Here is a 14,126-nt window from a genome sequence, read left to right on the forward strand (position 1 = left end):
AATTTAGCTTTTTTATTAAGAGAATCCCATAATAAAGTGGGGTTCTTTTTCATTTACAGCCGTAAATGTTTTTGTATCACTAACGGAATTGAAATTTAATAACTGCCAAAGGCATTATATTTTTAAAGCCAATGGAAACGGAAGTAGATGGTATAATTTTTGATGTATAGCACTGACTTTGTATAGTGATAAGTAAAGGCGGGAGAAAAAATTGAATTTAAATTATGAAATCCTATCTATTGAAAGGGCTGAAGATTGCAGGGAATTATGTAATGAACTTATGGCCTTTCAAAAGTCAAAGACAAAGATTAAAGCTGAATTGTTTGACACCATGAATTTTGAAACACGAATGATTCCTTCTTTGAAAAGTGCAATTTACAATCATATTGTGGTTGCTAAAGATGCTGATAAGATAATTGGCTATGCTTACTCGAACATCTCTCCCAAAGAAGTCTATTCCAATGATTTTGCCACTTTTTTTGATATGTTTTCTGTTGCTAGAAAAAATGTAGGTTGTCTATCCCAGTTTTATATTAAAGAAGAATATAGAAAATACGGGATTGGCTCAACACTTTTCGAAATGTCAATGCGTTGGCTGCATCAATTTGAGGATGTCGAGGATTATTTTATTTTTGTTTCGAATGGCAATAATGATGCGTTGGAGTTTTATAAACGAAAAGGATTTGTTTTTAGCCATGAAATTTTGGATGGTTTTATAACAGTTTTACGAAACAAAAATGAAGAAAGCTGAGTATTAGATACACGGAAACTCTCCTTGAGCAGGAGAGTTTCTTGAATTTTTTCCTATTTACAATTGACAAAAAAGTGAACTGTGATTTATATCACATAAAAAAATAGGGTTTGTTGGATATTCTAGAACTAGACCAATGGAAAGAAGGAAAGTGAAAAAAATGTCTATGTTCTGTTATCAATGTGAGCAAACACCATCAGGAGGATGTAATGTGATTGGTGTTTGCGGAAAAGATGAAACCATCGCGAGTTTACAAGACACAATTATCTTTGGATTAAAGGGGATTGCTGCTTATCGGACACATGCAAACCAACTTGGTTTCACAGACCCGTTTGTTGATGCGACAACGCATGAAGCCCTTTATATGACATTAACCAATTCAAACTTTAATGTTCAGGAACATATCGATATGGCCATGAAAGTGGGGCAATCCGCCATCCGCGTGATGGAGCTGCTTGATGAGGCCCATACTAAACGGTTGGGAATTCCGGAACCGATTCGTGTCAGTCAAAATAAAATTGAAGGAAAAAGTATCGTTGTGACGGGGCACAATCTATTTGCTTTGGAAGAATTACTAAAGCAAACAGAAGGAAGGGGAATCAATATATACACACATTCCGAAATGCTTCCTGCCCATGGTTATCCGGCATTAAAGAAATACTCTCACTTAAAAGGGAATATTGGAAAGGCATGGTATGATCAGCGAAGGCTTTTTGAGAAATTCCCTGGTGCCATCTTAGCAACAACCAACTGTGTCATGCCAATTAAAGGAACTTATGCTGATCGGATGTTTTCCTATGAAGTCGCTGGTCTTGAGAATGTTCAAAAAATCCTTAACGAAGATTTCACGCCACTAATCGAAAGAGCACTTGAATTACCGGAAGCAGAGATTGACTCAGAAGAAACTTTACTGACAGGATTCCACCATGAAACCGTTTTAGGATTGGCACCAGAAGTAATCGCAGCTGTAAAGTCCGGCAATATTAAACGATTCTTTGTGATTGCCGGCTGTGATGCACCTGGCCAAGGCGGCATTTATTATCGTGAATTGGCCACTTCATTGCCTCAAGATACCGTTATTTTAACAACATCATGCGGCAAGTTCAGATTTAATGACGTGGATTATGGGGTAGTTCCAGGAACAGATATTCCTCGCTATATTGATTTAGGACAATGTAATAATTCCGTTTCTACTATAAAGATAGCAAAAGCATTAGCAGATGCATTCGAATGCGAAATCAATGAACTTCCAGTCAGTATTGTATTATCATGGTTTGAACAAAAGGCAGTAGCCATTCTATTAGGGCTCTTCAGTTTAGGAATTCAGGATATTCGGATTGGGCCAAAAGCGCCTGAATTTATTTCTGAAGGTGTATTAAATGTTCTTCAAGATACGTTTAATTTGAAATTAATCGGCTCAGCAAAAGAAGATATGGAAGCAATGTTAAGTCTTTCCTAAAAATTTATATTATGGAATTGTTGGTGATGCCTTTGAGATTGTTCCTATACTCATCGAACAGTTTCAAAAGGCTTTATCCAGAGAAAAGGTAAGCAATACCAGCTGAAGCTGATGAAAAGATGCTGGGGAGAGATACATAAATCAGAAATTCTCAAAAAGGTAGAGAAAAAAGGTGGCATACAACCGCCTTTTTTTGTCTCTTATGGAACTATTTTAAAAAGAATAGAATAAGTGAACCTAAACAGATTCCCTTAAAGCGGTTAAATATAGAGATATCCTAAAATTAACCGCTATGAAAGGGAATTTTTTTATAAAACCAGAGTTAATGCCCTTGTTTTTATGATAATTGTTGTTCCTTCTCCTTGTATATGACTATTATTCTCCACTTCCTTTATTATGAATACTATTTAGCTGCCACATTTATTTGTCTCTTAAGATGGAATTCTGAAAAAGTTTAATGAGAAATATCATATTTCCAAGGAATTTGATAGACTGTTGAACCTGAAGTATTGGGGACGCAAATTGCCATGTTTTGCTCACTGACCAGGTATCACGTGACCCTGCAGGACATCAATGAAGAAGGCTGAATGTTGAGTAGAAGAAGGAATATATTCACATTTTAAGTGAAAAGTGTTTTTTAAAATTCAAAGGAAGATAGTGAATCAAAAATGCATGTTTAATAACAAAACAATTTATGAAAAACGAGGTACTCAAGAGGAGACCTCGTTATTTGTCGTTCCCAAATGAATTGGCCTTTGATATGCCGTTTTAGGAATTTGAGGGTGCCTTTGGTGTTGTTTGTGAAGGGGGGCAACCTAGATGTACCCTCAGTTAATATAACTCGCACTTATATAGATATAGCAGATCAGTATTTTACACAGAAAATACATATATGTTTATATATTAATTAAGTATAAAATTTCAAACTGTTTAGAAAATTAAATCTAATCTATAACCCAATGTTTTTATGGTATAAGTCGAACTAGGAGGCAATATTGAGGGATCTGTATGGAATATTACAATGAAACAGGGGAGTTGCTTATGTAAATGATGAAGACGGTGATACCGATTAGGGAACCTTGCTGGTTTGGTGTTTGCTACTTGCACTGGGTCTAAGTGCGAACTAGTAAAAACTACAAAAATGAAAGGTGAGGCATGAACATGGAGATTCATAGTAGAAACCGAATACTGATGAAAGCTCTTATTCTATTGTTTTCGACAGCGCTACTTTCCGCTTGTACTAGTAATCCTTCCGGAGGAAGTGAAAACCAGCACATAATGTGGCCTTGGGAAAATCGAACTGGAGAATTCGAACAAAAACTTGCAGCTTTTGGGATCGGTTCCCGCTCATACGGGAATTTCCTTAGGAAGTTCCGTGTGCTTGGTCCTGCGTTCGGAGATGGTTCGCATCGTGGACCGCAATACGGAAGACAACACTTCTGAGTGCCGAATATCCGGTGTTATCTTATCGTCCAGCTTTATTGGTCGGGAAAACCAAATTGAAGTAAAGCTTGAAACAGGGGGTTTGTTAACCGTAAATGATAACTCGCGGCGACGGTTTAAGGCAGGAGAAAGTCTTCTGCTTGCATTCGACCCAGAAGCTGCAGTCATTGTTCCAGAGCGTGCAGGATGATTATTTATTCACGGCTGATTTGGATATGGAAAGGGGGATCTAACTGGACAATAGGTCGTAACAAACGAATTGGGAAACTGCAACCAAAAAGAAGAAAACGCTACCATTGAGAAGCAAAAGCGTGTCAAGGGGATATATTCCAATTTTGAAGGAGTGAATTGTATATGCGCTGGGGAATAGTTGTATTTTTGTTTATGGGTATGGTGATAAACTTTGCTGACAAAATGGTTGCAGGGTATGCAGCAGTTCCGATTATGAAAGAGTTTAATCTATCCTATACTCAATGGGGATTGGTAAGCAGCAGCTTTTTTTGGCTCTTTATGGTTGCGGGAATTTTCGGATCGGCATTAGCCGACCGAATCGGAACCAAAATGATGTTGACAATCATGCTGATTGGCTGGTCGGTCATTCAGTCCGGCGCATTTCTCCTTACGGGGTTATACAGTCTGATTATCATGAGAGTGGCGTTAGGCGCTTTCGAAGGACCGTATTCTCCCACATCGAACAATCATGTAAGCAAGTGGTTTCCGCCGGAACGCCTTAGTTTTGCCGTTTCCATCGTCAATGCCGGAGGTGTAGTAGGCAGTTTGATTTTGGCTCCTTTGCTCGTTCTTGGTATTCAGGAAATGGGTTGGCGGCCTACGTTTGGTGTTTTAGGTGCGATTAGTGCAATTTGGGTTATCTTGTGGATATGGTTAGGAAAGGATAAGCCGGTTTCGTTGGACGCCGGGACGACGGGAGTAAAAACAATGCCGAAATTGAAATGGTCAGAAATCTATCCTGTATTACTGTCTCGTCCCTTTTTAATGATTTGTTTGATTCTCTTTTCGACTTATTGGGTTTTGGTGTGGACACAGTCCTTTTTACCTGCCTATTTGCTGAAAGTGGTTCATTTGACACCGATGGAGATGGGGTATTTTTCATCCGTCCTAGGGGCTTCGTATGTTGTGTTAACCATGGTAATTGCCTGGTGTTCCGATCGATTATTCCAGAAACATAAGAGCCTGCGCAAAGCGCGAGTCATGGTGGCCGGTATCGGTGCCGCTCTGTCAGGTATCTTGTTCTACTCGATAACTCTAACCAATAATCCCATCTATATCCTTATCGCCATGATTTTAGCTAATGCGATGGTAAGTTCCGTGTTTGTCCTGTGGGTGCCGATTGCGACGAGCTTGCTTCCTGAAAGAAAAGGATTAATCCTCGGTGTGGGGACGGGTTGCGCCCAATTCGCAGGGGTTGTAGGACCCCTTGTGACCGGAATCGTTGTCCAAATTGCCGGTACGAATGAAGCGCTTGGATTTAACTATTCAATCCTCTTTATGGGCTCGCTATTATTGTGTTCCGGTTTAGTTTTCTCTTTATTCTGTAAGCCTGATTTGCATATGAGAAAGATTGTACATCATAGTGAAGAATTGTCAATAGGGTAAACTAGAGCAGGTTATTGTTTTCCAAGTTAATTCTATACCTAAATTTAAGTGATAGATAGTTCTTAATAGTATATGATACCATTTTGAATTAAGCGAGTAGGAAGAGAAAGCCACAAAAGCTGAGGTGAGATCCGGATACGACCATTAGAATTGGTCATCTAGGGTCTCCCCCTGTTTGTTACTGCCAAAGTAGCAAACACGGATTTTTAGAGGGAGGGAAATGTATGAATCTTGAGAATATTGGTGTATCCACTAGTAAATGTCCATTTCACAGCGCGGGAAGCGAATTTAATCCCTTCGACCAAACCTATTGGGCAGATCCCTATCCTTTTTGGGAAAATGCTCGACAAAACGAACCCGTGTTTTATCACCCCGATTTGAACTACTGGGTTGTGACTCGCTATCCGGACATAAAGAAAATTCTTGCTGAGCCGGGTTCGTTTTCATCGAAGATTCTTAAGGAAGCCATCCGTCCGATATCCCAACGGGCCATCCAAATCCTTAGGGAGGGCGATGTCAACCCGAATGGTACTGTCACCAATGATGATCCTGAACATAAAAAAATTCGTAGACCGATTAACTATGCGTTTGTTCCGAAGCGGGTGAATGAAATGGAGCCGAAGGTGCGGGCTCTCGTTACTAAATACATTGATCGTTTTATTCACAAGGAAAAAGTCGATTTAGTCGCTGAAATGTTTTTTGAATTTCCCGCAGAGGTTCTCTTTGAATTCCTGGGTTTTCCGAAACAGTATATGTCTGAAATTAAGAAACTCTCCGAGAAGCGTCTATTGTTGAATTTTGGTAACCTTACGGCAGAAGAGCAAGAGATGGAAGCCCATGCGACAGTTGATTTTTGGAGATTAGCTAAAAACATGGTAGAAGAGGTCGCAGATGCCGAGGTTATACCGGATAACTTCTTAGGAGACTTGCTCCGTTATAGGAATGGGGATGATAACATATTAACCTTAGAAGAAATCGCGGGAATCTTATACGGTCTCCTGTTTGCGGGCCATGAGACGACGACGAACTTAGCGGGCAACGCCATTCGCACCTTGCTCACCTTACGGCATACCTGGGATGAGATTTGTGCTAATATTAGCCTCATTTCGAATGCGGTAGAAGAAGTTTTGCGCTACAATCCGCCTGTCTTCTACTGGAGGCGGCGTGCACTGAAATCAGTAAATATTGGTGGTGTGGAGATTCCGGAAGGTGGAAACTTACTGTTGGTCATGGCTTCCTCCGGCCATGATGAAGCCATGTTTGAAGAGCCGGAAAAGTTCGATATTCACCGTAAAAATACGAAGGACCACTTAGGCTTTGGCTTTGGAAAACATTTCTGTATCGGTGCTCCCCTTGCCCGCATTGAGTTGCGAGTGATTCTCGAAGAATTTGCCAAACGGCTGCCAAATCTCCAGCTTGTTGAGGGTGAAATAAAACCTATCGTTGTAAATCTGTTTGCACGTGGACCGAAAGAGCTTTGGGTTAAATGGTAGGGCGTAAGGTCATAGACAATTACCTTTATTAACAAAATATATAGAATCTTCAAATAAACGCAAATGGTTTAAGTGTCTTATCAATTCAAAATATTTGACTGGATACTAGTTTATAAGAGGAGGTTAAAAAGTATGAATGTAACAGAGAAGGTAATTGTCATTACGGGTGCAGCAAGTGGGATTGGTCGAGCGACTGCATGTAAATTTGCCCGTGAAGGCGCGAAAGTGGTCGTTGCTGACCTTAACGAAGCCGGCGGAATGGAAACAGTTGATTTGATAAAAAAAGCAGGTGGAGAAGCAGCGTATATCAAAACCGACGTGGCAAACATAGAAGATGTTGAAAAAGCAGTCAATTTTACCGTGGAGAAATATGGAAGCATAGACATTATGTTTAATAACGCTGGAATGGGTGGAAGAGCCCCACTGCTTGAGCATGATCCGGAGATTTACGATTGTGTTGTAAAAGTAAACCAGTATGGTGTCTACTATGGCATTTTAGCAGCAGCACGCAAAATGAAAGATCTTGGCATCCAAGGAGTAATCGTCAATAACGGTTCTACATTTGGTTTTCTTGCATCTGATGGAGGAATAATTAGTTACCATACATCCAAAGCTGCTGTGAAAATGATGACACAATGTGCTGCGCTAGAGCTGGCACCATACGGTATTCGTGTTGTCGGGGTAGCACCAGGATACGTCGATACACCCATCAGTAAACTGCCTAAAGATAGGGCTTCAGGTAAGCACATGCGAAATGAGCTTATACAACCGGAAGCTATTGCTGATGCTGTTTATCTCCTTTGTCAAGATGAAGCAAATGTTATAAATGGAAGTACCGTTATGTTAGATGACGGTTACGCTGTATTTAAGTAAGGAGGAAACTTAGGTGGAATTTGCAGATAAGGTAGTAATCATTACAGGTGCAGCTGGAGGAATCGGTAAGGAGACAGCTCGCCTTTTTGCCAAGCAAGGGGCAAAACTAGCATTGGTAGATTTATATCAATCCGAACTGGAATCCGTGGCGTCGGAACTAGAATTAGAAGATTATTTGGCGATAGGAGCCGATGTTTCAGATGAGAATCAAGTGATAAACTACGTTCAGGCAACAAAAGAGAAGTTCGGCAGGATTGACATATTCTTTAACAATGCCGGCATTGTAGGCAAATTGGCAAGAATGACAGAAATCACAGCTGAAAATTTTGATAAGGTTATAAATGTAAATCTAAAGGGTGTTTTTTATGGTTTAAAGCACGTGTTGAAAGTCATGCAAGAACAAAAATCAGGAAGCATCGTGAATACTTCGTCTGGCCTAGGATTGCACGGAGGTGTCGGACTAGCAGCCTACGTGGCTGCTAAGCATGGAATCATTGGGCTTACGAAAACAGCCGCTCTTGAGTCGGCAGGTTTGGGGGTTCGAATTAACGCAATCTGTCCATCTGCTGTTTATACGCCTATGGTGAATATAATCGAGGAGTTTCATTCACCGGAAAGCGCAGAGAAGGCAAGGGAGCAATCCGAGCAGCGTATTCCCTTGAAACGTTATGCCAGGCCACATGAAGTTGCAGAGCTGGTATTATTCTTGTCATCCGATAAGGCATCTTTTATAACAGGATGTGAATATAAAATCGATGGTGGGTTGCGGGCGTAAAAAACACTGTAGAATATAAGGTGATGGAGTATGAATTTTATAAATGTAAACGGAGCCAAATTGCATTATCGTTTTGACGGTGCTGTGGATCGGCCTGTCTTGGTTCTCTCCAATTCGCTGGGAACCGATCTTACCATGTGGGATTTGCAGATACCGGAATTCACAAAACATTTTCGGGTGTTGCGCTATGACATGCGTGGGCACGGTGCGTCAGAGGCAACCCCTGGGCCTTATACGATAGAGCAGTTGGCATTGGATGTAGTGGGCTTGTTGGATGGTTTGGAAATTGAACAGGCAAATTTTTGCGGCATTTCGATAGGTGGAATGGTCGGTATATGGCTGGCCAGGCATGTTCCGGAGCGCCTGATGAAAATCGCCCTTTGTAATACTGCGGCATATAAAGGGCCTGCTGAAATCTATGATACTCGTATTGCATCCGTTCGTAGTGGCGGTATAGATGCTGTAGTCAACGGAAGTTTAAAGACCTGCTTTAGTGCGTCCTATCACGATAGGGCACCAAGTGAGGTGGAAAAGTTAAGAAGCATGGTATTGGCAACGTCACCGGAGGGTTACACAGCTTGCTGTGCAGCAATAAGGGACATGGATCAAAGGGATACAGTTTGCCGTATATCTGTTCCGACATTGGTGATTGCGGGCAGTGAAGATTTATCCATGCCTCCGAGCGTCGTGCAATCTCTAGCTGAAGAGATTCCTGGTTCTAGTTATCTTGAATTGGCGGCTGCTCATTTGTCGAACATTGAGGCTGCCGGACCATTCACAGCCGAAATCATTAAATTCATGCGTTAATTTGATTTCTTGGTCCTTTTGAAGTAATAGTGAGTCTTTTGCTCTTCACATGTGCTATTGGGGGTTATCTCTACAAATCTACCAAAATATGAACGAATCAGGAGGGATACAATGTTTCAAAGTAAATACGTAATGGTGGGGAATATACGAACTCACTATTTAGAGGCTGGTCAAGGAGAACCGTTAATGCTGCTGCACAGCGGGGAATATGGAGCAAGTGCGGTAAACAGTTGGGAGTACAATATCGAAGCACTTAGTAAACACTTTCATGTGTATGCTCTGGACATGGTTGGATTTGGGTACACGGATAAATTGTTCAGTTTTGATGACGCGCAAGGCTTTCGAATGAATCATATCCGGGAATTCATGCGGGTGATGTGCATACAAGAAGCCTCCTTTATAGGAAATTCAGTGGGGGGGGGAATGATTTTAGCGGCAGCTGCACAAGATCAACCGTTCCTGCCGATAAAAAAGCTAATCACGATTAGCGGGGGAGGACCAATCAACCCCGACGTTTTTGAAATTCTGAATAACTATGATTGCAGTAAGGAGTATATGGAAAAAATCTTGGATCTCCTTTTTTATGACGATAAGTGGAAATCCGGAGAGTATTTAGAAAAAAGATACGCGACAAGTTTAATTCCCGGCGTTTGGGAAGCCGCCACAGCTGCTCGCCTAAAATCGCCTGCTGCAAAACAAAGGGAGCACCATATTCCCGATTATGGAAAGATTAAGGTTCCTGTCCTGATCTGCGCGGGAGAAAACGATACTTTAAAGTTCCCAGATTACGCACAAAAATTACAGAGCAGCATACCGCATGCTATAGTTCGGGTGTTTAAAAATAGCTCCCACTGTGCACATATTGAGGATGCAGAAGCATTTAATGAAATAGCCCTTGATTTCCTATTAAACAATTAAAAAGAGAGTACATTCCGTCTTTTTATCGGAAGTTAAAAGCTGACTTCAGAATTGATCTGAAGTCAGCTTTTTTTCTGGCCACGTACCCAGATTGCCCTAGAAATCTACAAAGATGGTTGATTTTAAAACTTTGATGAATTCTCTACTAATCGTTGAGAGATACTGGTTTTTCAACTTGATCCAGCCAAATTGAGCCCTCATCTCCTCTCCGGAGATTGGTAAGGGTAGAATTTTCCCCGTAAGGACATAGGGGTCATTTTTTAATTCCAAATCCGTATAAAATCCAATACCTACACCCTCGGCTATAATACGTTTGGAGGCTTCCGTATTTCCCGTTGTCAAAAGAATGTTGGGTTCACCGTACTTTCTTAGCAATCCTGTTATTTTATGATACATTTTAAAATCGGAGTTAGAAATAACGATCGGATAGTTAAGTATTTCTTCGGGTGAAAGGGAATCGTTACGCGATAAAGGGGAGCGTTGGCCTACACATGCGAAAGTCTTAAAGTCGTGCAATTTCTCAAAGGATAACTTGTCTGAATTTTTAAGATTATTTTGATCACAGCTTCCAATGGAAATGATTCCAATCTCGCTTTTTCCATCAAGTACATCGCTCTCAATCTGAAATGAACCTTGTACAGAAAGTTCGATCTTTACCAAGGGAAACTTATTTTTATACACGTCCAAAGTTTTAGGTAAGACACCCATACATACGCTTGGAATAACAGAAAAGGAAAGTGTTCCGTTTAATTGGTCGGATTCTGCATTGGAAACCTCTTTCAATTCTTCAAGCTTGCCCAAAATCTCTTTTGCAATTTTGATAGCTTTTTTTCCATCTTCCGTCGGTTGCGTACCAAATCTTTTGGAACGTTGAAATAATTTCGTATTCATCTCTTCTTCAAGACTATCAACAGCTTGACTGATGCCCGGCTGTGAAATGTGAAGTTGCTCTGCTGCTGATGATATAGATCCACATTTCGCTATTTCGATTAAGTAGATTAGCTGTTCAATACGCAAGTTATCACACCTTATAAGTAGTATTTATATAAATATTCAATATTATTATTTTACATTATATCTCTTTTTACGTATAAATAAAGTTGTAATATTAAAAATTTTTCAAATGTTTTTATCCTTATTAAACCAAAATAAAGAAAGAGGTGTTGCAAATGAATCTAGGTACACAACGGACCGTTAAATTAGATCGCAAGTCAAGAGGAATTCATCAATTTCATAAAGTAGTAGTGGCGAATCGAGGCGATGTGACCAGGCGTGTTATCCGTGCACTCCGCACGCTTGGCATCCGTTCTGTGGCCGTTTACTCCGAGGCTGATGCAGAGGCCCCGTATCTTGCAGAAGCGGATGAGGCGTATCTGATAGGAGAAGCCCATGCTCAAGCCAGTTATCTGAACCAGGATGCTCTATTAAAAGTAATTAAAGATTCGGGAGCAGATGGTGTTCACCCAGGATATGGGTTTCTGTCTGAGAACACAGAATTTGCTGCACGTATAGAAAGTGCAGGAGTACGTTTCATAGGACCGGCACCCCGTTGGATTGACGCAATGTCCCACAAGAGTCAGGCACGGGAATTGATGTCCAAATATGGTATGCCTATTGGGCGTGGATCGGGCATTCTTAGTGATAATCAAGAGGAAATCATCGCGCAAGGACGTCGAATTGGATTTCCGGTGTTGGTTAAACCCGCTGGTGGAGGCGGCGGAATCGGCATGCTTCCTGCTTATGACGAGGAAGAATTGCTAAAAGTAGTGGAAAAAGCCCGTTCCTTGGCATATAGATCATTTTCAAACAATCAAGTTTACCTTGAAAAGTACATGGTTCAGCCGCGCCATATTGAATTCCAGATTCTTGGCGACCAACATGGAGGGGTACAGCACCTGTTTGAAAGAGATTGCTCCGTACAGCGACGTCACCAAAAAATCATCGAGGAAGCACCGGCACCTTCTGTAGATCGAAAAGAAATGGATGGGTTGGCGCAACAAATCATAAAAGTGCTTCAAGACATTGGATACGACAATATTGGAACAGTTGAGATGCTGCGGGGAAGTGACGGTTCCTATAGCTTTCTGGAAATGAATACCCGTCTGCAGGTGGAGCATGCTGTTACGGAAGAGATTACGGGAGTAGATCTGGTGGTAGCACAAATTCGTTCCGCTGCGGGTGAAAGGTTATGTGATATTGTCCCAAAGCAAATCGAGCGAAGAGGCCATGCCATCGAGGTAAGGGTGTACGCGGAAGATTCAAAGAAGTTCTTTCCATCTCCAGGTAGACTCAATACATTTCGTATGCCCAGCGGAAAGGGCATTCGTGTAGAAACGGGATACGCAGAAGGACTGACAATAACTCCCTTTTACGATCCAATGATCGCTAAAGTAATTGCCCATGCGGAAAACCGTGAAAAAACAATCGGAATCTTAATAGATGCACTGAGGGAATTTGAAGTCTCTGGAATAAAGACGAATATTCCTTTTCTGCTCGATGCGCTTGCCTCAGAACAGTTTAGGGCTGGCCAGGTGCACACGGGTCTTGTCTCAACTATATTGTCTACTTAAGGAAACAAAAGAAGACAGATGTCGACATAAGGGATGCTTATATTGTTATAGTATTTTAGTATTTTACATTGAAACTTTATATGTGTTTTTATAGATTCAAAAGGAGGTAATCATGAATGCGTAGTTGGGTAGTTACTGAAATTGGGAATCCAAGTGATGTTTTGCAAATCAGAGAGGTACCTAAACCCAGTTTAGGAACGGGAAAGGTATTGATAGAGGTTAAGGCAATGGCATTAAACTTTTTTGATATCCTGCTGTGTCAAGGGAAGTATCAATCAAAGCCGCCGTTGCCGTTTACCCCGGGTGCTGAAATTTCCGGGATAGTCCGTGCGGTTGTTGAGGGCAGTTCATTTGTTGTTGGGCAGCGGGTACTTGCCAGGCCTCAGTTGCCTGCTGGTGGTCTTTCCGAATGGGTAACTGTTTCAGAAGAATCCGTTTTCCCGATACCTGAATCCATGTCTTTTGAAGAGGCAGCAGCCATGTTTATCACTTATCAGACATCTTATTATGCACTGCACAAACGAGGAAATCTAAAAGCTGGTGAAGTACTGCTTGTACATGCGGGATCTGGCGGCGTGGGTTCCGCAGCGATTCAGTTGGGACGGGCAGCAGGGGCACGAGTGATTGCAACCGCAGGTGGACCTGAGAAGACACAGATTTGCAAGGATCTGGGCGCTGACGTGGTCATCGATTATCTCACGGAAGATTTCGTCGAAATCGTCAAAAAAGAAACAGGAGGACGCGGAGCAGATGTGATTTGCGATCCGGTTGGTGGTGATACCTTTGATCGCTCCAGAAAGTGCATTGCATTTGACGGTAGACTGCTAGTTATTGGTTTTGCCGGGGGGCGCATTGCGGATGCACCGACTAACCATGCACTTGTTAAGAACTATTCTGTAGTTGGGGTCCATTGGGGATTATTCTGGGACCTCTTCCCTGAACAGGTTAGTGAGATTCATAGGAACCTTCTGAGCCTATATGAACGTGGGGATATACGTCCTCTAATTTACAATCTTGTGTCATTCGATGAAGTACCGCAAGCTTTAGATCTTTTAGGAAGCCGTAAAACCTGGGGCAAGTTAGTGGTAAAGCCGTAAGTAAAGTGAGTAATTTAGCAAGATCGTGATAACATAACAAAAGGAGCTATGTGCAGGAGTTGCACATAGCTCCTTTTTTCATAAAATGGTAGGTTTTTCACACCGCTAGGGACTTGTTGATTCTGCAAGCCGAACTACCATGAAATAGTTTTGAGAATCTCTTAAAGAATGAAGGGGGTGTTTTGAGTTAGATCAATCATAACTCATGCTTATATTGATATTGTAAATTCGTATTTTACATGGAAAATCCTTATATGTTTAAATTATATCAAATAAATAAAATACTAACTATTTAAAATATTAACTCAATTAGAAGGGTGATG

The 14,126-nt window shown here is 41.3% G+C and carries 12 protein-coding genes; 11 read left to right on the plus strand and 1 reads right to left on the minus strand.

The window, feature by feature from the left end:
• Positions 1 to 211 precede the first annotated feature (211 nt).
• The 9 genes from QNN06_RS11825 (at position 212) to QNN06_RS11865 (ending at position 10,136) form a co-directional block, all read left to right on the plus strand.
• A complete protein-coding gene (locus QNN06_RS11825; RefSeq protein WP_284037611.1) occupies positions 212 to 751 on the plus strand; it encodes a GNAT family N-acetyltransferase in 540 nt (179 codons plus the stop codon).
• A gap of 160 nt (positions 752 to 911) precedes the next feature.
• Positions 912 to 2,210 carry a hydroxylamine reductase gene (hcp, locus tag QNN06_RS11830; RefSeq protein WP_284037918.1) on the plus strand — a complete coding sequence of 433 codons (1,299 nt, stop codon included), beginning with the start codon at positions 912 to 914 and terminating at the stop codon, positions 2,208 to 2,210.
• A gap of 1,375 nt (positions 2,211 to 3,585) precedes the next feature.
• Complete coding sequence (locus QNN06_RS11835) at positions 3,586 to 3,843, plus strand: TOBE domain-containing protein (RefSeq protein WP_284037919.1); 258 nt, start codon at positions 3,586 to 3,588, stop codon at positions 3,841 to 3,843.
• A gap of 164 nt (positions 3,844 to 4,007) precedes the next feature.
• The gene (locus QNN06_RS11840) at positions 4,008 to 5,270 is read left to right on the plus strand and encodes an MFS transporter (RefSeq protein ID WP_284037612.1); all 1,263 of its coding nucleotides are present in this window, start codon (positions 4,008 to 4,010) and stop codon (positions 5,268 to 5,270) included.
• A gap of 224 nt (positions 5,271 to 5,494) precedes the next feature.
• A complete protein-coding gene (locus QNN06_RS11845; RefSeq protein ID WP_284037613.1) occupies positions 5,495 to 6,763 on the plus strand; it encodes a cytochrome P450 in 1,269 nt (422 codons plus the stop codon).
• Positions 6,764 to 6,895: 132 nt separating this feature from the next.
• A complete protein-coding gene (locus QNN06_RS11850; protein WP_284037614.1) occupies positions 6,896 to 7,636 on the plus strand; it encodes an SDR family NAD(P)-dependent oxidoreductase in 741 nt (246 codons plus the stop codon).
• Between the two features lie 13 nt (positions 7,637 to 7,649).
• A complete protein-coding gene (locus QNN06_RS11855; protein WP_284037615.1) occupies positions 7,650 to 8,411 on the plus strand; it encodes an SDR family NAD(P)-dependent oxidoreductase in 762 nt (253 codons plus the stop codon).
• A 30-nt stretch (positions 8,412 to 8,441) separates the two neighbouring features.
• Positions 8,442 to 9,218 (plus strand): 3-oxoadipate enol-lactonase, encoded by a 777-nt coding sequence (gene pcaD, locus QNN06_RS11860; RefSeq protein ID WP_284037616.1) that lies wholly within the window; start codon positions 8,442 to 8,444, stop codon positions 9,216 to 9,218.
• 111 nt (positions 9,219 to 9,329) lie between these two features.
• Complete coding sequence (locus tag QNN06_RS11865) at positions 9,330 to 10,136, plus strand: alpha/beta fold hydrolase (protein WP_284037617.1); 807 nt, start codon at positions 9,330 to 9,332, stop codon at positions 10,134 to 10,136.
• Between the two features lie 96 nt (positions 10,137 to 10,232).
• On the opposite strand, the gene QNN06_RS11870 is transcribed toward QNN06_RS11865, so the two are convergent.
• Positions 10,233 to 11,153: a LysR family transcriptional regulator gene (locus tag QNN06_RS11870; protein ID WP_284037618.1), complete on the minus strand. Its 921-nt coding sequence runs from the start codon at positions 11,151 to 11,153 to the stop codon at positions 10,233 to 10,235.
• Between the two features lie 152 nt (positions 11,154 to 11,305).
• Here QNN06_RS11870 and QNN06_RS11875 point away from each other — a divergent pair, with 152 nt between their 5' ends.
• Positions 11,306 to 12,706, plus strand: a complete 1,401-nt coding sequence (locus tag QNN06_RS11875; protein ID WP_284037619.1) for an acetyl-CoA carboxylase biotin carboxylase subunit — start codon at positions 11,306 to 11,308, stop codon at positions 12,704 to 12,706.
• Between the two features lie 116 nt (positions 12,707 to 12,822).
• On the plus strand, positions 12,823 to 13,803 hold the full coding sequence (locus QNN06_RS11880; RefSeq protein WP_284037620.1) for an NADPH:quinone oxidoreductase family protein: 981 nt from the start codon (positions 12,823 to 12,825) through the stop codon (positions 13,801 to 13,803).
• Positions 13,804 to 14,126: the final 323 nt, after the last annotated feature.

Origin of the sequence: Neobacillus sp. 114, assembly GCF_030127045.1 — a bacterium.
Taxonomy (GTDB): Bacteria; Bacillota; Bacilli; order Bacillales; family Cytobacillaceae; genus Neobacillus; species Neobacillus rhizophilus.

Coding starts and splice junctions, on each gene's coding strand:
- hcp (WP_284037918.1), top strand. CDS start 912: ATGTCTATGTTCTGTTATCAATGTGAGCAAACACCATCAGGAGGATGT.
- QNN06_RS11840 (WP_284037612.1), top strand. CDS start 4,008: ATGCGCTGGGGAATAGTTGTATTTTTGTTTATGGGTATGGTGATAAAC.
- QNN06_RS11845 (WP_284037613.1), top strand. CDS start 5,495: ATGAATCTTGAGAATATTGGTGTATCCACTAGTAAATGTCCATTTCAC.
- QNN06_RS11850 (WP_284037614.1), top strand. CDS start 6,896: ATGAATGTAACAGAGAAGGTAATTGTCATTACGGGTGCAGCAAGTGGG.
- pcaD (WP_284037616.1), top strand. CDS start 8,442: ATGAATTTTATAAATGTAAACGGAGCCAAATTGCATTATCGTTTTGAC.
- QNN06_RS11865 (WP_284037617.1), top strand. CDS start 9,330: ATGTTTCAAAGTAAATACGTAATGGTGGGGAATATACGAACTCACTAT.
- QNN06_RS11875 (WP_284037619.1), top strand. CDS start 11,306: ATGAATCTAGGTACACAACGGACCGTTAAATTAGATCGCAAGTCAAGA.
- QNN06_RS11880 (WP_284037620.1), top strand. CDS start 12,823: ATGCGTAGTTGGGTAGTTACTGAAATTGGGAATCCAAGTGATGTTTTG.